Source organism: Umezawaea sp., assembly GCF_057122925.1.
Genome location: NZ_DBNGPQ010000050.1, coordinates 22,302 through 44,356, shown reverse-complemented (window position 1 = coordinate 44,356; position 22,055 = coordinate 22,302). Strand labels below are relative to the sequence as shown.

The window sequence follows — 22,055 nt, the reverse complement described above, 5'->3', positions numbered from 1 at the left end:
GAATTCAGAAGCGCTTGGCACACTTCAGCTCACGAAACGATTCTGTCCGTGGCCCCAACCCCCCTCAACCCCTAGCGCGCCCCTACCGGCCCCTGAGGAAAGGGCCTGAAAACCGGGTTCTCCCCAGCACCGCTACCCCCTCCGACCAGGTCGGAGGGGGTGGCGAGGGGGCGGCAGGGGTGGGGCGCCTACTTCCCGAGCTGCTTGTTGATGAGGGCGAACAGCTCGTCGTCGGACGCGTCGTCCAGACCGCTCGTGGTCCCGGTCGCCTCCTTCTGGGCGGCCTTGCCCGAGTTCCACTGGGACACGAGCGACTGGAGCTTGATCGTGATCTTGGTCCGGGTGAGCGTGTCCGGGGTGGCGGCGGCGAGCACGGCCTCCAACTTGTCGAGTTCGTCGAGGACCGGCACCGCGGCGCCGCCGACGACGAGCTGGGAGTGCAGGAACTTCGCGAGCGGTTCGGCACTGGGGTGGTCGAACACCAGGGTCGCCGGGAGCTTGAGCCCGGTGGCGCTGGTCAGGGTGTTGCGCAGTTCCACGGCCGTGAGCGAGTCGAAGCCGAGGTCGGAGAACGCCTTGTCCTTGGCGACCGCGTCCGCCGAGCCGTGGCCCAGGACGGTCGCGACCTGCCCGCGGACCAGGTCGACCAGCAGCGCGTGCTGCTCGACCTCGGACAGCGCGGCGAGCCTCCCGACCAGGTCGGACTCCTCACCGGCCGCGGGGGCGGTCTCCTCCAGGGCCGCGCGCACCTCGGGCAGGTCGCCGAGGAACGGGCTGGGCCGGGCCATGGTGAACGCCGGGGCGAACCTGTCCCACTCGATGTCGACCACGGTCACCGTGGTCTCGCCGGAGCGGATGGCCTTCTCCAGGGCGCTGAGCGTGAGCGCGGGCGGCATCGCGATCAGGCCGCGACGGCGCAGGTGCTCCTCGGTGTCGCCGACGGTCGCCATGCCGCTCTCGGCCCACGGACCCCAGGACACCGAGGTCGCGACCAGTCCCCGTGCCCGGCGGGACTCCGCCAGGCCGTCGAGGAACGCGCTGGCCGCCGAGTAGGCCGACTGGCCACCCGAACCCCAGGTGCCCGCGATGGAGGAGAACACCACGAAGGCGTCCAGGTCGGCGTCCGCCAGCAGCTCGTCCAGCAGGACCGCGCCCGCGACCTTCGCGGACAGGACCTCGTCGAACGTGCCCAGGTCGTGGTCGGCGATGGCCCCGTAGTGGTCCGCACCGGCCGCGTGGACCACGGCGTTCGGCGGGAACTCGGTGAGCAGGGTCGACAGCGAGTCGCGGTCGGCCACGTCGCAGGCGGCGATGGTGACCTTCGTGCCCAGCGCCTCCAGCTCGGCGGCCAGCTCGGCCGCGCCGGGGGCGCTGGGGCCGCGCCGGGACGTGAGCACGAGGTGCTCGGCGCCCTCCGCGGCCAGCCAGCGGGCGACCCTGGTGCCCAGGGCACCCGTACCGCCGGTGACCAGGACCGTGCCGCGCGGCGACCAGTCGGACAGGCCGGTCGCGGCCCGCGCGTGCGCCAGCCGTCGGCCGAACACGCCGGACGAGCGGACGGCGACCTGGTCCTCGGAGCCGACGAGCACGCTCGCGATCCGGTCGAGGGCCTTGTCGGTCAGCTTCTCCGGCAGGTCGAGCAGACCACCCCAGCGCTCGGGGTGCTCCAGGCCGATCACGTAGCCGGTGCCCCAGATCGTGGACTGGGTCGGGTCGACGACGCCGTCGGACCGGCCCGTGGACACCGCGCCGCGGGTCGCGACCCACAGCGGGGCCTCGATCCCGGCGTCACCGAGCGCCTGCACGGTCAGCACGGTCGTGGTGGCCGTGGTTCCGATGGCCAGCACACCCTCGGCGGGACCGTCGGTCATCGCCTTCTCCAGCAGGGTGGTGAGGCCCGTGCGGTCGGTGTCGGCCTCGCACTCGACGGGCACGACCTCCACACCACGGGCGCTCAGGCCTGCCAGCACGGCGTGCTCGGCCTGCCCGGCGGGCACGACGGCCAGCCAGCGGCCGGACGCGCTCGCCTTCTCCTGCGGGACCGACTTCCACTCGACCTGGTAGCGCCAGCCTTCCACCGCGGCGTTGTCGCCGCGCTGCTTGCGCCACGACGCCAGCACCGGCAGAGCGTCGCCGAACGGCGTGGACGGGTCGATGTCGGCGCCGAGCGACGCCAGGTCCTCGCTGTCGACGGCGGCCCAGAACTGGGCGTCGACCTCGGAGACCTCGGTGGAGGCCGTCGTGGTCGGCCACGGCTGCGAGTCCAGCCAGAAGTGCTGGTGCTGGAACGCGTAGGTGGGCAGGTCGACCCGCTTCGCGGCGGTTCCGGCGAAGAAGGCCGCCCAGTCGACCGCGCCGCCGCGGGCGTGGACCCGGCCGAGTGCCGTCAGCAGGGTGCGGACCTCGTCCCGGCCCTTGCGCAGCGCCGGGACGAGCACGGCGTCGGTGACGCTGTCGGCCCCCATCGCGGTGAGCACCGCGTCCGGACCCAGCTCCAGGAACGTCTTCACGCCCTGGCCTTCGAGGGTGGTCACGGTGTCGGCGAACCGCACCGCGTCCCGCACGTGCCGCACCCAGTGCTCCGGGTCGGTCACGTCACCGAGCATCGGGATGCTGGGCTGGGTGAAGGTCAGCTCGCCGACGACCTCGCGGAACTCGTCCAGCATCGGCTCCATGAGCGGCGAGTGGAACGCGTGGGACACGGCCAGCCGCTTGGACTTCCGGTCGGGGAACGCCCCGACGACCTGCCGCACCGCGTCTTCCGCACCCGCGACGACGATCGACGTGGGTCCGTTGATCGCCGCGATGGAGACGGCGTCGGTGAGCAGGGGCAGCACTTCTTCCTCGGTGGCCTGGAGAGCCACCATCGCGCCGCCGGCGGGCAGGGCCTGCATGAGGCGACCGCGTTCGCCGACGAGCGTGGCCGCGTCCTGGAGGGACAGGACACCGGCCACGTGGGCCGCGGCGATCTCGCCGATGGAGTGGCCGCCCAGGAAGTCGGGCTCCACGCCCCACGACTCGAAGAGGCGGTAGAGCGCCACCTCGACCGCGAAGATCGCGGGCTGGGTGAACTCCGTGCGGTTGAGGGTCTCCTCGTCGTCGATCCGGATGTCGACCAGGGCGGCGATCTCGTCGAACGCCTTCGCGAACACCGGGAACGCGGCGTGCAGCTCGCGACCCATGCCGACCCGCTGGCTGCCCTGACCGGTGAACAGCACCGCGAGTTTGCCCTCGACCACGGCGTCACCGGCGGACACGGTCGCGAGACCGTCGAGCAGTTCGTCGGTCTCCCCCGCCACCACGACGGCGCGGTGGGTGAGGCCGGACCTGCTGGTGAGCAACGAGTACGCCAGGTCGGTCAGGTCGACGTCGTTGGTCGCCACGTGCTCGCGCAGCCGTTCCGCCTGGTCCTTCAGGGCTTCCGCCGACTTCGCCGCGAGCACCACCGGCAGTGCCGGCAGCGTGCTGGTAGCCGTCTCGACCACGAGGTCCGCCTTCGGCGCCTGCTCGATGATCGCGTGGGCGTTGGTGCCGCTCATGCCGAACGACGAGACGGCGGCCCGGCGCGGACGCCCGGTCTCCGGCCAGGACGCGGCCTCCGTCAGCAGCTCCACCGACCCGGAGGTCCAGTCGATCTGCGGCGACGGCTCGTCCACGTGCAGGGTCTTCGGTGCGATGCCGTGCTGGAGGGCCAGCACCATCTTGATGATGCCGGAGACACCGGACGCGGCCTGCGTGTGGCCGATGTTGGACTTCAGCGAGCCCAGCAGCAGCGGGGTCTCCCGGTCCTGGCCGTAGGTCGACAGGATCGCCTGGGCCTCGATCGGGTCGCCGAGCTTCGTGCCGGTGCCGTGGGCCTCCACCACGTCGACGTCCGTCGTGGACAGTCCGGCGGCCGCAAGCGCTTGCCGGATCACCCTCTGCTGCGACGGGCCGTTCGGGGCGGTGAGGCCGTTGGAGGCGCCGTCCTGGTTGATGGCGCTGCCGCGGATGACGGCGAGCACCTCGTGGCCGTTGCGCTGCGCGTCGGACAGGCGTTCGACGACGAGCATGCCGACGCCCTCGCCCCAGGCCGTGCCGTCGGCCGCCGCGGCGAACGACTTGCACGTGCCGTCGACCGCGAGGCCGCGCTGGCGGCTGAAGTCGATGAACGCGCCGGGGGTGGACATCATCGACGCGCCACCGGCCAGTGCCAGGTCGCACTCGCCTGCCCGCAGTGCTTGAGCCGCCAGGTGGATCGCGACCAGCGACGCGGAGCACGCCGTGTCGACGGTGACCGCCGGGCCTTCCAGGCCGAACGTGTAGGACAGGCGACCGGAGACGACGCTGGCCGCGATGCCGGTGCCGAGGTAGCCCTCGATGCCGGGCGGCAGCTCGAACGTCTGCATCGCGTAGTCCTGGCCGTTCGTGCCGGTGAAGACGCCGGTCCGGCTGCCGCGCAGCGAGTCCGGGTCGATGCCCGCGCGCTCCACGGCCTCCCAGGACGTTTCGAGGAGCATCCGCTGCTGCGGGTCCATGGCCAGGGCCTCACGCGGGTTGACCCCGAAGAAGGCCGCGTCGAACTCGCCCGCGTCGTGCAGGAACCCGCCTCGGGTCACGTAGGACGTGCCCTCGTGGTCCGGGTCCGGGTCGAACAGGTTCGCCAGGTCCCAGCCGCGGTTGGTCGGGAAGTCCGAGATGGCGTCGCTGCCCGAGGTGACCAGCTCCCAGAGCTGTTCGGGCGTCTCGATGCCGCCCGGCAGCCGCAGGCCCATGCCGACGATCGCGATGGGCTCGTTGGTGAACCCGGTGGCGGTGGCGGTGAGGGCTTCCGGCCGGGTGCCGACCAGCTCGTCGCGCAGGAACGCCGACAGCGCGGCCAGGTTCGGGTAGTCGAACACCAGCGTGGCGGGCAGGCGGAGCCCGGTGACGTCGTTGAGCTTGCCGCGCAGCTCCACGGCCGTGAGCGAGTCGAAGCCGAGTTCGCGGAACGCGACCCCGAGTTCGACGGCCTGCGGCGAGGAGTAGCCGAGCACGTCGGCGACCTGCGTGCGGACCAGGTCGACCAGCAGGGACCGCTGCTCGTTCTCCGACAGCCCGGTCAGCGTGGCGACCAGGCCGGTGTCGTTGTCCCCGGCCGGGGTCTCCAGCGCCGCCACCACGTCCGGCAGCGCGCTGAGCAGCGGGCTGGGCCGGGCGGCGGTGAACGCCGGGGCGAAGCGGGTCCAGTCGACGTCGGCGACGACGACGGTGGCCTCGCCGAGGCCGACGGCCCGGCGCAGCGCCGCGAGCGCCTGCTCCGGTGCCAGCGCGGGGAGCCCGCGTCGGCTGAGCGCGTCCCGGCCCTCCTGGGTCATCGCTCCCCCGGCCCACGGGCCCCACGCCACCGAGGTGGCGGCGAGGCCGTCGGCGCGGCGGCGTTCGGCCAGCGCGTCGAGGTGGGCGTCGGACGCGGCGTACGCGCCCTGGCGGCCGGAGCCCCAGACACCGGAGGTGGAGGAGAAGAGGACGAACGCGTCCACCTCACCGACCAGCGCGTCCAGGTTGACGGCGCCCTCGACCCTGGCGGCCATGACGTGGGCGAGCTCGTCGGCGTCCATGTCCGCCAGCGCCGTGTCCTGGCCGACCCCGGCGAGGTGCACCACGGCGTCCGGCGGGTACTCGGCGATCACGGCGGTCAGGGCGTCGCGGTCGGTCACGTCGCACGCGACCACCGTGGCGCCGGGGACTTCTCCCCCGCCGCGGCTGACCAGCACGACCTGCTCGGCGCCTGCTTCGGTGAGCCACGCCGTGACGTGGCGACCGATGGCACCCGTGCCGCCGGTCACCAGGACCGTGCCGCGCGGCGTCCAGTCGGAGCCGCTGCCCGCCGGGGCCGCGACGAGCCTGCGGGCGTGGACGACCGAGCCGCGCACGGCGACCTGGTCCTCCGTGCCGCCCAGGATGGAGGCGATCCGGTCGAACGCCCTGGCGTCCAGGGTGTCTGGCAGGTCGACCAGGCCACCCCAGCGGTCGGAGTGCTCCAGCGCGGCGACGCGGCCGAAGCCCCACACCTCGGCGGCGTGCGGGTCGGCGGCGGTGTCGGCCGGGCCGGTGGCGACCGCGCCGCGGGTGGCGATCCACAGCTTCGCGGTGTGGGTCTTGACCAGGTCGAGCGCCTCGGTGACGTCGTTGGTCAGCGCGAGCACGCCGTCGAACGGGCCGTCGGTGACGACGTCGACACCGCGGGCGGCCAGGCCTTCGGCCAGCTCGGGGTCGGTGACCAGCCAGCGGCCTGCCACGACCCCGGTCGGGGTGACGGGCGTCCAGTCGATCCGGTAGCGCCAGCCGTCGACCGCGCTGTGCTCGCGGCGCGAGCGGTGCCACGACGAGAGCGTGTCGACGGCGTCCGCGTCCAGGGTGAGGTTCAGCGAGGTCAGGTCGCCGTTCTCGACGGCCTCCCAGAACTCGGCGTCGACCACGGGGGCCTTGGCCGGGCTCGGGTCGAGCCAGAAGCGGTCGCGCTGGAACGCGTAGGTCGGCAGGTCCACCTTCCGCGCGCCGGAGCGGGCGAAGTAGGCGGCCCAGTCGACCGCGACGCCGCGGACGTGCAGCGCGGCCAGTGCCCGGACCAGGGTCGTGACCTCGGCGCGGTCCTTGCGCTGCGCCGCGACCAGTGCCGCGTCGGTGACGCTGTCCTGGGCCATCGCGGTGAGCACCCCGTCCGGGCCCAGCTCCAGGAACGTGCTGACGCCCCTGCCCTCCAGGCTCGTGACGGCGTCGGCGAACCGGACCGTGCCGCGGACGTGGCGCACCCAGTGCTCCGGGTCCGTCACGTCGCCGGGCATCGGGATCTTCGGAGCGGAGAAGGTGAGTGCGGAGACGACCTCGCGGAAGTCGTCCAGCATCGGGTCCATCAGCGGCGAGTGGAACGCGTGCGACACGGTGAGGCGCTTGGACTTCCGGTCGGCGAAGTGCGCGAGCACCTGCTCGACCTGGTCCTCGGCCCCGGCGACGACCAGGGCGTTCGGGCCGTTGACGGCGGCGATGGAGACCAGGTCCGTGAGGTGGGGCAGCACCTCCGCCTCAGTCGCCTGGATAGCGACCATCGCGCCACCGGCCGGGAGCGCCTGCATCAGGCGGCCACGGGCGGAGACGAGCGTCGCCGCATCGGCCAGGGACAGCACCCCGGCCACGTGGGCCGCGGCGATCTCGCCGATCGAGTGCCCGGCCACGTGGTCCGGCCGAACGCCCCAGGCTTCGAGGGTGCGGAACAGCGCGACCTCGACGGCGAACAGCGCGGGCTGCGTGTACTCGGTGCGGTCCAACGCCTCCGCGTCGCCGAACACCACGTCCCGCAGCGGCCGGTCCAGGTCGAGCTGCGCGCAGACCGCGTCGAACGCGTCGGCGAACACGGGAACCGTCTCGTACAGCTCACGACCCATGCCGAGCCGCTGCGAACCCTGGCCGGTGAACAGGAACGCCAGTCCACCGTCGGCGGCGGTGCCGCGCAGCAGGTTCGGGGCGGTGCCGCCGTCACGGGCGGTGGTCAGGGCGGCGATGGCCGAGTCGCGGTCCTCGCCCAGCACCACCAGGCGGTGGGCCAGCGTGGCGCGAGTCGTGGCCAGCGAGAACGCCACGTCGGCGGCCTCGACGGAGGTCCACTCCAGCTGCTCGCCGATGCGTCCGGCCTGCTCGGCCAGTGCTGCGGCGTTCTTGGCGGACACCAGGTACGGCGTGACCGGCAGCTCCACCCGGCGCGGCGCGGCCTCCTCGGCGATCGGCGCCTGCTCGATGATCGTGTGGGCGTTGGTGCCGCTGATGCCGAAGGACGACACCGCCGCGCGGCGCACCCGGCCCGTCTCGGGCCACGCCACCTGCGAGGTGACCAGCTCGACCGCACCGGCCGACCAGTCGATCGCGGGCGACGGCTCGTCCACGTGCAGGGTCTTGGGCACCTGGCCGTGGCGCATCGCCATGACCATCTTGATGATGCCCGCGACACCCGCCGCGGCCTGCGTGTGGCCGATGTTGGACTTCACCGAGCCCAGCAGGAGCGGCTCGTCGCGGTCCTGGCCGTAGGTGGCCAGCAGCGCCTGAGCCTCGATCGGGTCGCCCAGCGAGGTGCCGGTGCCGTGCGCCTCCACGACGTCGATGTCCGAGGTGGACAGACCGGCCGAGGCCAGCGCCTTGCGGATGACCCGCTGCTGCGACGGGCCGTTCGGCGCGGTGAGGCCGTTCGAGGCACCGTCCTGGTTCACGGCCGAGGCGCGCACGACGGCGAGGATCTCGTGGCCGTTGCGCTGAGCGTCGGACAGCCGCTCAACGAGCAGCATGCCGACACCCTCGCCCCAGCCCGTGCCGTCGGCCGCGGCGGCGAACGACTTGATCCGGCCGTCGGTCGCGAGACCGCGCTGGCGGGAGAAGTCGATGAACGTGCCGGGCGTGGACATGATCGTCACACCACCGGCGAGCGCCAGGTCGCAGTCGCCGTTGCGCAGGGCCTGGACGGCCATGTGCAGGGCGACCAGCGACGAGGAGCACGCGGTGTCGACGGTGACGGCCGGGCCTTCGAGGCCGAAGGTGTAGGAGATGCGGCCGGACGCGATGGCGGCGGAGTTGCCCGTGCCGAGGTGGCCCTCGACGCCCTCCGGGATCTCCTCCAGCAGCGCCAGGTAGTCCTGGCCGTTGCTGCCAGCGAACACACCGGTCTGGCTGCCGCGCAACGACACGGGGTCGATGCCCGCCCGCTCGAACGCCTCCCAGGAGGTCTCCAGCAGCAGTCGCTGCTGCGGGTCCATCGCGGTGGCCTCGCGGGGGCTGATCCCGAAGAACGCGGGGTCGAACCTCGTGGCCCCGTCGAGGAACGCGCCCTCGCGGGCGTAGGTCGTGCCCTGGTGGTCGGGGTCGTCGTGGAACAGGGTCGACAGGTCCCAGCCGCGGTCGGTCGGGAACGGGGTGACGGCGTCACCGCCCGCCAGCACCAGGTCCCAGAGCTGCTCGGGCGAGGCGATCCCGCCCGCGAACCGGCAGCTCATGGCGACGATGGCGATCGGCTCGTCGGTGTTGACCGCCGTGACGACGTCGGCGACCTCGACCTGCGAGCCCAGCAGCTCGGTGCGCAGGTGGTTGGCCAGCGTGACGGCGTTCGGGTAGTCGAACACCAGCGTCGCGGGCAGCCGCAGCCCGGTGGCGGTGTTGAGGGTGTTGCGCAGTTCCACGGCCGTGAGCGAGTCGAAGCCGAGTTCCTGGAACGCGCGGTCCTTGTCGACCGCGTCGGACGAGCTGTGCCCGAGCACGGAGGCGACCTGGTCGCGGACGACGTCGACCAGCAGCGTGACCTGGTCGGCCTCCGGCAGTCCGGCCAGTCGGCCCGCCAGCTCGGAGTCCGCGCCCGTCTCGGCGGGGCTGTCGTCGGCGAGCGCCTTCCGCACCTCGGGCAGGTCGCCGATGAACGCGCTGGGCCGGGCGAGCGTGAACGCGGGGGTGAACTTCTCCCACTCCATGTCCACGACGGTCACGGTCGGCTCGCCGGAGCGGATGGCCCGCTCCAGGGCGTTCAGGGTGAGGGCGGGCGGCATCGTGACGAGACCGCGCTTGCGCAGGTGCGCCTCGGTGTCGCCGACGGTCGCCATGCCGCTCTCGGCCCACGGACCCCACGAGACGGACGTGGCCACGAGGCCGCGCGCCCGGCGGGACTCCGCGAGGCCGTCGAGGAACGCGCTGGCGGCGGAGTAGGCCGACTGGCCACCGGAACCCCAGGTGCCCGCGATGGACGAGAACACCACGAAGGCGTCCAGGTCGGCGTCGGCGAGGAGTTCGTCGAGCAGTACCGCGCCGGACACCTTGCCGGACAGGACGTCGTCGAAGACCGCGAGGTCGTGGTCGGCGATGCCCATCGTGTGGTCGGCACCGGCCGCGTGGACCACGGCGTTCGGCGGGAACTCGGTGAGCAGGCTCGACAGCGAGTCGCGGTCGGCCACGTCGCACGCGGCGATCGTGACGCGGGCGCCCAGTTCTTCCAGCTCCGCCTGGAGTTCGGCGGCACCGGGGGCGTCGGGGCCGCGGCGGGACGTGAGCACCAGGTGCTCGGCGCCACCGGTCGCGAGCCAGCGGGCGACCTTGCCGCCGAGGGCGCCGGTACCGCCGGTGACGAGCACCGTGCCGCTCGGGGACCAGTCGGCGAGCTTGTCGCCCAGCGGGGCGTGCACGAGGCGTCGGCCGAAGACACCGGACGAGCGCAGCGCGACCTGGTCCTCGTCGCCGTTGAACACGCCGACGAGGCGGTCGAACAGCCGGGCGTCCAGGGTGTCCGGCAGGTCGACCAGGCCACCCCAGCGGTCGGGGTGCTCCAGGCCGATCACGTAGCCGAGACCCCAGACCTCGCTCTGGGACGGGACGACCACGCCGTCGGAACGGCCGGTCGACACCGCGCCGCGGGTCGCGATCCACAGCGGCGCCGCGACTCCCGCGTCGCCGAGGGCCTGCACGACCACGACGGACGCGGTGGTCGTGCCGACGAGCGCGACCAGCGACAGCACGCCGTCGAGGGGGCCGAGGTCGGCGAACGACGTGGCGAGGGTGGCGCGGTCGGCGAACTCGACCGGCACGACCTCCGCGCCGCGGGCGGTGAGGCCCGAGGTGATCTCGGTGGCGTCGAACCCGTCCGGGACGACGATCGCCCAGCGGCCGGTGAGCGTCGGGGCGCCCAGGTCGGTCAGCGGCAGCCAGGAGACCCGGTAGCGCCAGCCGTCGATCTTGTTGTGCGCCCGGCGGGCCTTGCGCCACGACGACAGCGCGGGCAGCACCTCGCCCAGCGCGCTCTCGTCCAGGGCGAGCGTGGTGCCGACGAGCCCGAAGTCCTCGCGTTCCACGGCTTCCCAGAACTTCGCCTCGGCCTCGTCGGTCGCACCTCCGCCCGAGGTCGGGAAGCCCTGCGTCTCCAACCAGAACCGCTGCCGCTGGAACGCGTAGGTCGGCAGTTCGACCCGCCGCGCTCCCGTTCCGGCGAAGAACGCGTCCCAATCCACGCGGACGCCCCGGTTGTGCAGGGTCGCGATGGCGGAGGTGAGCACGGCGGCTTCGGGCCGGTCCTTCCGCTGACCCGCCACGAGCACCGCGTCGGTGACGGATTCCTGCCCCATCGCGGTGAGCACACCGTCCGGACCCAGCTCCAGGAACGTGCTGACGCCCTTGGCCTCCAGCGTCGTGACCGCGTCGGCGAACCGCACGGCGTCGCGGACGTGGCGGACCCAGTGCTCCGGATCGGTCACGTCGCCCAGCAGCGGGATCGTCGGCTCGGTGAACGTCAGCTCCGAGACCGCGGAGCGGAACTCGTCGAGCATCGGCTCCATGAGCGGCGAGTGGAACGCGTGCGAGACGGCCAGCCGCTTGGACTTCCGGTCCGCGAAGTGCGCGAGCACCCGGTCGACGGCGGCTTCCCCACCAGCGACGACGACCGAGTTCGGGCCGTTGACCGCCGCGATGGAAACAGTGTTGTCGAGATGTGGGAGGACCTCGTCCTCGGTGGCCTGGATGGCGACCATCGCGCCACCGGACGGCAGGGCCTGCATGAGGCGACCGCGTTCGGAGACGAGCTTGGCCGCGTCCTCCAGGGAGAGCACACCGGCCACGTGGGCCGCGGCGATCTCACCGATGGAGTGGCCGCCCAGGAAGTCGGGCTTCACGCCCCACGACTCGACCAGGCGGTACAGCGCCACTTCCAGGGCGAAGATCGCGGGCTGGGCGAACTCGGTGCGGTCCAGGGTCTCCTGGTCGTCGATCCGGATGTCGACCAGGGCCGCGATCTCGTCGAACGCCTCGGCGAACACCGGGAACGCGGCGTGCAGCTCACGGCCCATGCCCGCGCGCTGCGAACCCTGACCGGTGAACAGGACGGCCAGCTTGCCGTCGGTCACGGCGTCGAGCCCGCGGCCGTCGGCGATGGCGGTCAGGCCGCGCGCCAGCTCGTCGTGATCGCTCGCGACCACGGCCGCGCGGTGCGGCATCGGGGTGCGGAGCGACGTGGAGAACGCCAGGTCGGTCAAGGAGACCGTCGGGTTGGCGGCCAGCAGTGCGGCGGCCTGGCCCTTGAGCGCGTCAACCGACTTGGCCGACAGCACCACCGGCACGACCGGCAGCTCAGCCGTCTCGCCCGCGACGACCGCGTTGGGTGCTTCCTCGATGATCAGGTGGGCGTTGGTGCCGCTCATGCCGAACGCCGACACCGCCGCGCGGCGGGCGCGACCCGTCTCGGGCCACTCCTGCGCCTCGGTCAGCAGTTCGACCGATCCGGAGGTCCAGTCGATGTGCGGCGACGGCTCGTCGACGTGCAGGGTCTTGGGCATGATCCCGTTGCGGATCGCCATGACCACCTTGATGACGCCGGAGACGCCCGCCGCTGCCTGCGTGTGGCCGATGTTGGACTTGAGCGACCCCAGGCGGAGCGGGATCTCGCGGTCGCGGCCGTAGGTCGAGAGCAGCGCCTGGGCCTCGATCGGGTCGCCCAGCTTGGTGCCGGTGCCGTGCGCCTCGATCAGGTCGACGTCCTGGGTGGACAGTCCGGCGTTCGCGAGGGCCTGGCGGATGACCCGCTGCTGCGACGGCCCGTTCGGGGCGGTCAGGCCGTTGGAGGCACCGTCCTGGTTGACGGCCGAGCCGCGGATGACCGCGAGGACCTGGTGGCCGTTGCGCTGGGCGTCGGACAGCCGCTCGACGAGCAGGATGCCGACACCCTCGCCCCACCCGGTGCCGTCTGCGGCGGCGGCGAACGACTTGCACCGGCCGTCGACCGCGAGGCCGCGCTGCCGGGAGAAGTCGATGAACGCGCCGGGCGTCGACATCATCGACGCGCCACCGGCCAGCGCCAGGTCGCACTCACCGGCCCGCAGCGCCTGCACGGCCAGGTGGATCGCGACCAGCGAGGCCGAGCACGCCGTGTCGACCGTGACGGCCGGGCCCTCCAGACCGAACGTGTAGGAGATGCGGCCGGACACGACGCTGGCCGCGAGACCGGTGCCGAGGTAGCCCTCGATGCCCGGCGGCAGCTCGTAGGTGGACGCCGCGTAGTCCTGGCCGTTGGTGCCGGTGAACACGCCGGTCCTGCTGCCGCGCAACGACTCCGGGTCGATCCCGGCCCGTTCCACGGCCTCCCACGAGGTTTCCAGCAGCATCCGCTGCTGGGGGTCCATCGCCAGGGCTTCCCGCGGGTTGATGCCGAAGAAGCCTGCGTCGAACTCGGCGGCCTGGTGCAGGAACGCGCCTTCGCGCGAGTAGGACGTGCCCTCGTGGTCGGGGTCCGGGTCGTAGAGGTTCTCCAGGTCCCAGCCGCGGTCGGTCGGCCAGCCGCCGACGGCGTCCGTGCCGGTGAACACGAGCTGCCAGAGGTCTTCCGGCGTCCGCACGTCGCCCGGCAGCCGGACACCCATGCCGACGATGGCGATCGGCTCGTCGAACGCGCCACCCGCGGCGACCGCGGCGGCCACCTCCGGCGCGCTGCCGAACAGCTCGTCCCGCAGGTGCGCGGCGAGCGAGGTGAGGTTCGGGTAGTCGAAGACCAGCGTGGCGGGCAGGCGGAGCCCGGTCGCCTCGGCCAGCTTCGTGCGCAGCTCGACGGCGGTCAGCGAGTCGAAGCCCAGGTCGCGGAAGGCGGTTCCGGGGTCGACCGAGTCGGCGGAGGTGTAGCCGAGCACCTGGGCGACCTGCTCGCGCACGAGGTCGACGAGCGCCGCCTCCTGCTCGGCGGTCGCGCGACCGGCCAGGCTGTCGGTCAGGTCGGTGTCGGTGGTCTCCTCGGCGGGCTTGAGCGCCGCGACGACCTCGGGCAGGTCGCCGAGCAGCGGGCTCGGGCGGGTCGCGGTGAACGCGGGGGCGAACCGCGCCCAGTCGACGTCGGCGACGACGAGCGTGGAGCGCTTGCCCGCCACGGCTTTCCCGAGTCCGGCGAGAGCGGAGGCCGGGGCCAGCGGCGTGACACCGCGGCGGCGCAGGAGGTCCGCCCACTCGGCGTCCCCACCGGCCCACGGGCCCCACGAGATCGACAGCGCCGCGAGCCCGCGGGCCTGCCGGGACTCGGCGAGCGCGTCGAGGAAGGCGTCACCGGCGGCGTAGCCGCACTGCCTGCTCGCGCCCCAGGCACCGGAGGTGGAGGAGAACAGCACGAACGCGTCGACGTCGCCGACCAGGTCGTCCAGCAGGCGGGCACCGTCGACACGGGCCGACCGGACCTCGGCCAGCAGGTCGAGGTCGGTCTCGGCGATCGAGGCGTCCTGGCCGGCACCGGCGAGGTGCAGGACGGCGTTCGGCGGGAACTCCTGGACCAGCGCGGTCATCGCGGCGCGGTCGGTCACGTCGCACGCGGCGACCGTGACCCGTGCGCCGAGTCCTTCGAGTTCGGCGACCAGGTCCGGCGCCGCGACGCCGCGGCGGGACGTGAGCACCAGGTGCTCGGCCCCCTCGGCCGCGAGCCAGCGGGCCACGTGACCGCCCAGCACGCCGGTGCCGCCGGTGACGAGCACGGTGCCGGTCGGCTTCCAGGCCTCGGTGGTGGTGGCGGGGGCGTGGTCGAGGCGGCGGGCGAAGATCCCCGTCCCGCGCACGGCCACCTGGTCCTCGGTGCCGACCAGCGCGATGGCGAGCCGGTCGAGCACGCGGCCGTCCAGCGCCTCCGGCAGGTCGACCAGGCCGCCCCAGCGGCCGGGGTGCTCCAGCGCGGCGACCCGGCCGAAGCCCCACACCTGCGCGGCGTCGGGGTTCGCGGGCTGACCGTCGATGGAGACGGCGTTGCGGGTGATGGCCCACAGCGGCGCGGTGGTGCGCTGGACCAGCAGGAGCGTCGACTCGACGCCCGCGGCCGACAGCACGCCGTCGAACTCCTGGTCCGGCAGGTCGGAGACGTCGTCGATCGCGGTCACGTCCAGGCCGCGGTCGGCCAGTCCGGTGGCGACCTCCTGGTCACCGACGACGAGCCAGCGGCCGTAGGCCATGGCGGTGCCGGGCTTGGCGACCGGCTGCCAGGTGACCCGGTAGCCCGCGGTCTCCCTCGGCTTCGCCGGGGCCACGTCGAACCAGTAGCGCTCGCGCTGGAACGCGTAGGTGGGCAGGTCGATCCGGCGGGCGCCGGTGCCCGCGTAGAACGCGGTCCAGTCGACGGCGACACCGCGCACGTGCAGCGCGCCGATCGCGCGGAGCAGGGTCGTGACCTCGTCGCGGTCCTTGCGCTGCGCCGCGACCAGCACGGCGTCCGCCACGGACTCGGCCGCCATGGCGGTCAGCACGCCGTCCGGGCCCAGCTCCAGGAACGTCTTGACGCCCTTGGCCTCGAGCGCGGTCATCGTGCCGTGGAAGCGCACGGCCTCGCGGACGTGCCGCACCCAGTGCTCGGGGTCGGTGACCTCGCCGAGCATCCCGATGGTGGGCTCGGAGAACGTCAGGCCTGCGACGACCGCGCGGAACTCGTCCAGCACCGGGTCCATCAGCGGTGAGTGGAACGCGTGCGACACCGTGAGCCGCTTGGACTTCCGGTCCGCGAACCGTGCCAGCACCTCGTCCACGGCGTTCTCGTCACCGGCGACGACGATCGAGTTCGGGCCGTTGACCGCGGCGATGGAAACGTTGGTGCCGAGGTGGGGCAGAACCTCGTCCTCGGTGGCCTGCAACGCGACCATCGCGCCGCCCGCCGGGAGCGCCTGCATCAGGCGACCGCGAGCGGCGACGAGCGTGGTCGCGTCCTCCAGCGTCAGGACACCGGCGACGTGGGCCGCCGCGATCTCGCCGATGGAGTGGCCCGCGACGAAGTCGGGACGGACGCCCCAGGCCTCGACGAGCCGGTACAGCGCGACCTCGACGGCGAACAGCGCGGGCTGCGTGTACTCCGTGCGGTCCAACGCCTCCGCGTCGCCGAACACCACGTCACGGAGAGGGCGGTCCAGGTCGAGCTGCGCGCACACCGCGTCGAACGCGTCCGCGAACACCGGGAACGCCTCGTACAGCTCGCGCCCCATGCCGAGCCGCTGCGAACCCTGGCCGGTGAACAGGAACGCCGACCGGCCCTCGGCCGCGACACCCCGCTCCCCCGCCCCGTTCGCGACGGCGTCCAGGCCCGCGAGGAGTTCGTCGTGGTCCCGCGCGACGATCGTGGCGCGGTGGTCGAGCCGCGCCCGCGTGGTGGCGAGCGAGAAACCCAGGTCGGTCAGGTCGGCACCGTCCACAGCGGACCGCAGCTTGGCGGCCTGGTCGCGCAGGGCGGCGGCCGTCTTGCCGGACAGGACCAGCGGCACGGCCGGCAGCGGGGTCCTCTTGGTCCCACCGACGAGCCGGGAAGGATCAGAGCTTCCGGAGCCGCTGTTCGCGGCTCCGGGCGCCTGCTCGATGACCGCGTGGGCGTTGGTGCCGCTGAAGCCGAACGACGACACGGCGGCTCGACGCGGACGGCCGGTCTCCGGCCACTCCGTGGTCGACGTCACCAGCTCGACCGACCCCGCGTCCCACTCGACCTGCGGGGACGGCGCGTCGACGTGCAGCGTCCTCGGCACGAGGCCGTGGCGCATCGCCATGACCATCTTGATCACGCCGCCGACGCCGGACGCCGACTGCGTGTGGCCGATGTTGGACTTGAGCGAACCGAGCAGCAGCGGCCGTTCGCGGTCCTGGCCGTAGGTGGCCAGCAGTGCCTGGGCCTCGATCGGGTCGCCGAGAGCGGTACCCGTGCCGTGGGCCTCCACGACGTCCACCTCGGACGGCGTGAGACCGGCGTTGCCGAGCGCGTGGCGGATGACCCGCTGCTGCGACGGCCCGTTCGGCGCGGTGAGGCCGTTCGAGGCACCGTCCTGGTTCACGGCCGTGCCGCGCACGACGGCGAGGATCTCGTGGCCGTTGCGCTGGGCGTCCGACAGCCGCTCGACGAGCAGCATGCCGACACCCTCGCCCCAGCCTGTGCCGTCGGCGGCGGCGGCGAACGCCTTGCAGCGCCCGTCGGTGGCCAGACCGCGCTGGCGGGAGAAGTCGATGAACGTGCCGGGCGTGGCCATCACCGTGACGCCACCGGCCAGCGCGAGGTCGCAGTCTCCGCCGCGGAGCGCCTGCACGGCGAGGTGCAGCGCGACGAGCGACGACGAGCAGGCCGTGTCGACCGTGACGGCCGGGCCCTCCAGGCCGAACGTGTAGGACACGCGGCCGGACACGACGCTGGCGGCGTTGCCGGTGCCGAGGTGGCCTTCGAGGCCGTCCGGCACCTCGTCCAGCAGCGCGAGGTAGTCGTGGTTGTTGGTGCCCGCGAAGACACCGGTCCGGCTGCCGCGCAGAGAGGTCGGGTCGATCCCGGCCCGCTCGAACGCCTCCCACGAGGTCTCCAGCAGCAGGCGCTGCTGCGGGTCCATCGCGGTGGCCTCGCGGGGCGAGATGCCGAAGAACGTCGGGTCGAACCGCGGCGCGTCGTAGAGGAACCCGCCGTCGCGGGCGTAGGACGTGCCCTGGCGGGTGGGGTCCGGGTCGTACAGCGCGTCGAGGTCCCAGCCGCGGTCGGTCGGCATGGCCGACACCGCGTCCACGCCGTCGAACACGAGCTGCCACAGGTCTTCCGGCGACGACACGTCACCGGCGTAGCGGCAGCTCATCGCGACGATGGCGATGGGTTCGTCGGTGTGCGTCCCGGTGACCACCTCGGCGGTCTCCGTCCGGGTGCCCGCGAGTTCGGCGTGCAGGAAGTCCGCGAGCACCCCGGCGTTCGGGTAGTCGAACACCAGGGTCGCGGGCAGCCGCAGGCCGGTGTCGGCGGTGAGCCGGTTGCGCAGGTCGACGGCGGTCAGCGAGTCGAAGCCCAGTTCCCGGAACGCCCGGTCGGTCTCGATCGCGTCGACCGACGAGTAGGCCAGCACCGCGGCGGTGTGCTCGCGCACCAGTTCCACCACGGCGTGGCGCTGCTCGCGCCCGCCGAGCCCGGCCAGCTTCCGGACCAGCTCGGACTCCCCGGTCGGAGCCGCGGTCTCCATCGACTCCAGCGCCGCCCGCACCTCGGGCAGGTCGCTGATGAACGGGCTCGGCCGCGCCATGGTGAACGCGACGGTGAACTTCGACCAGTCCATGTCGACGACGGTCACGGTCGGCTCGCCCGAGCGGATCGCCTTCTCCAGCGCGCTGAGCGTCAGCTCCGGCGACATGGAGGTGAGACCGCGCTTGCGCAGGTGCTCCTCGGTCTCGCCGACGGTCGCCATGCCGCTCTCGGCCCACGGGCCCCACGACACCGACGTGGCCACGAGGCCGCGCGCCCGACGGGATTCGGCCAGACCGTCGAGGTAGGCGCTGGCCGCGGAGTACGCGGCCTGCCCACCGGAACCCCAGGTGCCCGCGATGGACGAGAACACCACGAAGGCGTCCAGGTCCGCGCCGGCCAGCAGCTCGTCGAGGTGCGCGGCACCGTCGACCTTGGCCGCCAGCACCTCGTCGAACTTCTCGACGCCGTGGGTCTCGATCGCTTCCAGGTAGTCCAGACCGGCCGCGTGCACGACGGCGTTCGGCGGGTACTCCGCCAGCAGCGCCGCCACCGCGTCGCGGTCGGCCACGTCGCACGCGACGATCGACACGCGGGCGCCGAGCGCCTCCAGCTCCGCGGTCAGCTCGGCCGCGCCGGGCGCGGCCGGGCCGCGGCGGCTGGTCAGGACGACGTGCTCACATCCAGAAGTAGCCAGCCAGCGAGAAACACGTCCACCCAGCGCTCCAGTACCACCAGTGACGATAATCGTGCCGTTGGGCTTCCACTGCGTCTCCTCCGGGTTGAGGGGCGCGTGCACCAGCCTGCGGCCGAAGACGCCGGACGCGCGGATGGCGATCTGGTCCTCGCCACCGGTCCCGGCCAGCACGGCCACGAGGCGGTCCGCCGCCCGCTTGTCCATGACCTCCGGCAGGTCGACGACACCGCCGTAGCGGTCGCCGTGCTCCAGACCCACCACGTACCCGACGCCCCACACCTGGGTCTGCGTCGGTTCGACCACGCCGTCGGAACGGCCGGTCGACACCGCGCCGCGGGTCGCGATCCACAGCGGGGCCGCGATCCGCGCGTCGCCCAACGCCTGGACCACGACGACGGTGGCCGACGACGGCGCGTCCAGCGCCACCAGCGACAGCACGCCGTCGACCTCGCCCGCCGCGCTCAGCGCGGCGGCCAGGGTCTCGCGGTCGGTTCCCGGATCGCACGCGACCCGGACGATGTCGAGGCCCCGTTCGGCGAGGCCGTCCACGACGTCGTCGTGGTTCCCGCCGAGCACGAGCCAGCGACCGGACGCCACGGTGGCGCCCAGGTCGGTCAGGGGCAGCCAGGAGACGCGGTACCGCCACGCGTCGACCGTGCTGCTCTCCTTGCGGGCGCGCCGCCACCTCGCCAGCGCGGCGACGGCGTCGGCACCCAGGTCGAGGTCGTCGAGCGACCCCAGGTCGCCGGTGTCGACGGCGGCCCAGAACTCCGAGTCCACCTCGCCGCTCGCGGACACCGTGCGGATCGGGGACATCTCCAGCCAGAAGTGCTCGCGCTGGAACGCGTACGTCGGCAGCTCGACCGGGCGAGCGCCCTCGATCAGGGTTGTCCAGTCAACCCGAACGCCCCGGACGTGGAGTTCGGCGACCGCGCGCAGCAGCGTCGCGACCTCGGGACGGCCCTTGCGCAGGCCGGGGACCAGCACGGCCTCGGTGACGGACTCCTGGCCCATCGCCGTGAGCACGCCGTCCGGGCCCAACTCCAGGAACGTCCGCACGCCCTGCGCTTCGAGGGTCGTGACGGCGTCGGCGAAGCGGACCGTGCCGCGCACGTGCCGCACCCAGTGCTCCGGGTCCGTCACCTCGCCGAGCACCGGGATCCGCGGCTGGTTGAAGGTGAGCGTGGAGACGACCGCGCGGAACTCGTCCAGCATCGGGTCCATCAGCGGCGAGTGGAACGCGTGCGACACGGCCAGGCGCTTGGACTTCCGGCCGCCGAACGCCTCGACGACCGCCAGCACACCGGCTTCGTCCCCGGCCACGACGACCGACGACGGCCCGTTGACGGCGGCCAGCGACACCTTCTCGGTGAGGTGCGGCGTGACCTCGTCCTCGGTGGCCTGGAGGGCGACCATCGCGCCACCGGCGGGCAGTGCCTGCATGAGCTTGCCGCGAGCCGCCACGAGCTTCGTGGCGTCTTCCAGCGACAGCACCCCGGACACGTGCGCGGCGGCGATCTCGCCGATCGAGTGGCCGGTCACGAAGTCGGGCTTGACGCCCCACGACTCGACCAGCCGGTAGAGCGCCACCTCCAGCGCGAACAGCGTCGGCTGGGTGAACTCGGTGCGGTCCAGCAGGTCCTGGTCGTCCAGCCGGACGTCGACCAGCGCGGCGATCTCGTCGAACGCGGCGGCGTAGACCGGGAACGCGGCGTGCAGCTCACGCCCCATCCCGGCCCGCTGCGACCCCTGGCCGGTGAACACGACGGCCGTGCGGCCGTCGACCGTCCGCCCGGAGACCACGTTCTCGGCCCGCTCACCGGCGGCCAGCGCGTCCACGCCCCGACGCAGTTCCTCTGGCGTCGAGCCGAGGACGACGGCGCGGTGCTCGAACGCGGCACGGGTCGTGGCCAGCGAGAACGCCACGTCGGCCGGGTCGCCCAGGTCGAACGACCGGAGCCGGTCGGCCTGCGCCTTCAGCGCCTGCTCACCGCGACCGGACAGCACCCACGGCACCAGCCCGCCGACGACGCCGGAGGCGGTCTCCACGACGTCGGTTTCCGGCGCCTGTTCGATGATCGTGTGCGCGTTGGTACCGCTCACACCGAACGACGACACGGCGGCGCGGCGCGGCTTGCCGGTCTCGGGCCAGGCCTGCTCGTCGGTCAGCAGCTGGATGGCCCCGGCGGACCAGTCGACCTGCGAGGTCGGCTCCTGGACGTGCAGGGTGCGCGGCGCGATCCCGTTGCGGATCGCCATGACCATCTTGATCACGCCACCGACACCCGCGGCGGCCTGCGAGTGGCCGATGTTCGACTTGAACGACCCCAGCAGCAGCGGGCGTTCGCGGTCCTGGCCGTAGGTGGCGAGCAGCGCGCCCGCCTCGATCGGGTCGCCGAGCCGGGTGCCGGTGCCGTGCGCCTCCACCACGTCCACATCGGACGGTGACAGCTTGGCGCTGCTCAGCGCGGCCTTGATGACCCGGCGCTGGGCGGGGCCGTTGGGGGCGGTGAGGCCGTTCGAGGCACCGTCCTGGTTGATGGCGGAACCCTTGACCACGGCGAGGATCTGGTGGCCGTTGCGCTGGGCGTCGGACAGCTTCTCCAGCAGCAGGATGCCCGCGCCCTCGGCCCAGCCGGTGCCGTCGGCGGTGGAGGAGAACGCCTTGCAGCGCCCGTCCGGGGACAGGCCGCCCTGCTTGTCGAACTCGGAGAACACCGCCGCGTTCGCCATGACCATGACGCCACCGGCGAGGGCGAGCGTGCACTCGCCGTTGCGCAGCGCCTGCGCGGCCAGGTGGATCGCGACCAGCGAGGAGGAGCACGCGGTGTCGATGGTGACGGCCGGGCCCTCGAAGCCGAACGTGTAGGCGACGCGGCCGGAGAACACGCTGGGCGTGTTGCCGGTCAGCAGGTGGCCTTCCAGGCCCTCGGGCACCTCGTCCAGGCCGGAGCCGTAGCCGGTGGCGCTGCCGCCGACGAACACTCCGGTCTGGCTGCCCTTCAGCGAACGCGGGTCGATGCCCGCCCGTTCCACGACCTCCCACGAGGTTTCCAGCAGCAGCCGCTGCTGCGGGTCCATCGCCAGCGCCTCGCGGGGGCTGATCCCGAAGAACGCCGGGTCGAACTCGCCAGCGTCGTAGAGGAACCCGCCCGCGGCCACGCCGAACGTGAGGTCGTCGCCCCAGCCGCGGTCGGCGGGCAGGCCCGCGACGGCGTCGCCGCCGGTGGACACCAGGCGCCACAGGTCTTCCGGCGAGCTGACGCCACCGGGGTAGCGGCAGCTCATCGACACGATCGCGATCGGTTCACGGGCCGCGGACGTGAGCTGCTGGTTCTGCTTCCGCAGCCGCTCGGTCTCCTTCAGGGACGCCCGCAGCGCCGCGACGACTTTTTCGTTGGAGGTCATCATGTG

At 73.0% G+C, this 22,055-nt stretch carries 1 protein-coding gene; it reads right to left on the bottom strand.

All coding sequences use genetic code 11. The annotated features are described in order from the left end of the window. Window positions 1–188 precede the first annotated feature (188 nt). A complete protein-coding gene (locus AC156L_RS11035) occupies window positions 189–22,052 on the bottom strand; it encodes a type I polyketide synthase (RefSeq protein WP_484406791.1) in 21,864 nt (7,287 codons plus the stop codon). Window positions 22,053–22,055: the final 3 nt, after the last annotated feature.

Bases quoted from the DNA above. Each gene is read 5' to 3' on its own strand.
- AC156L_RS11035 (WP_484406791.1), bottom strand. From the start codon at position 22,052: ATGATGACCTCCAACGAAAAAGTCGTCGCGGCGCTGCGGGCGTCCCTG.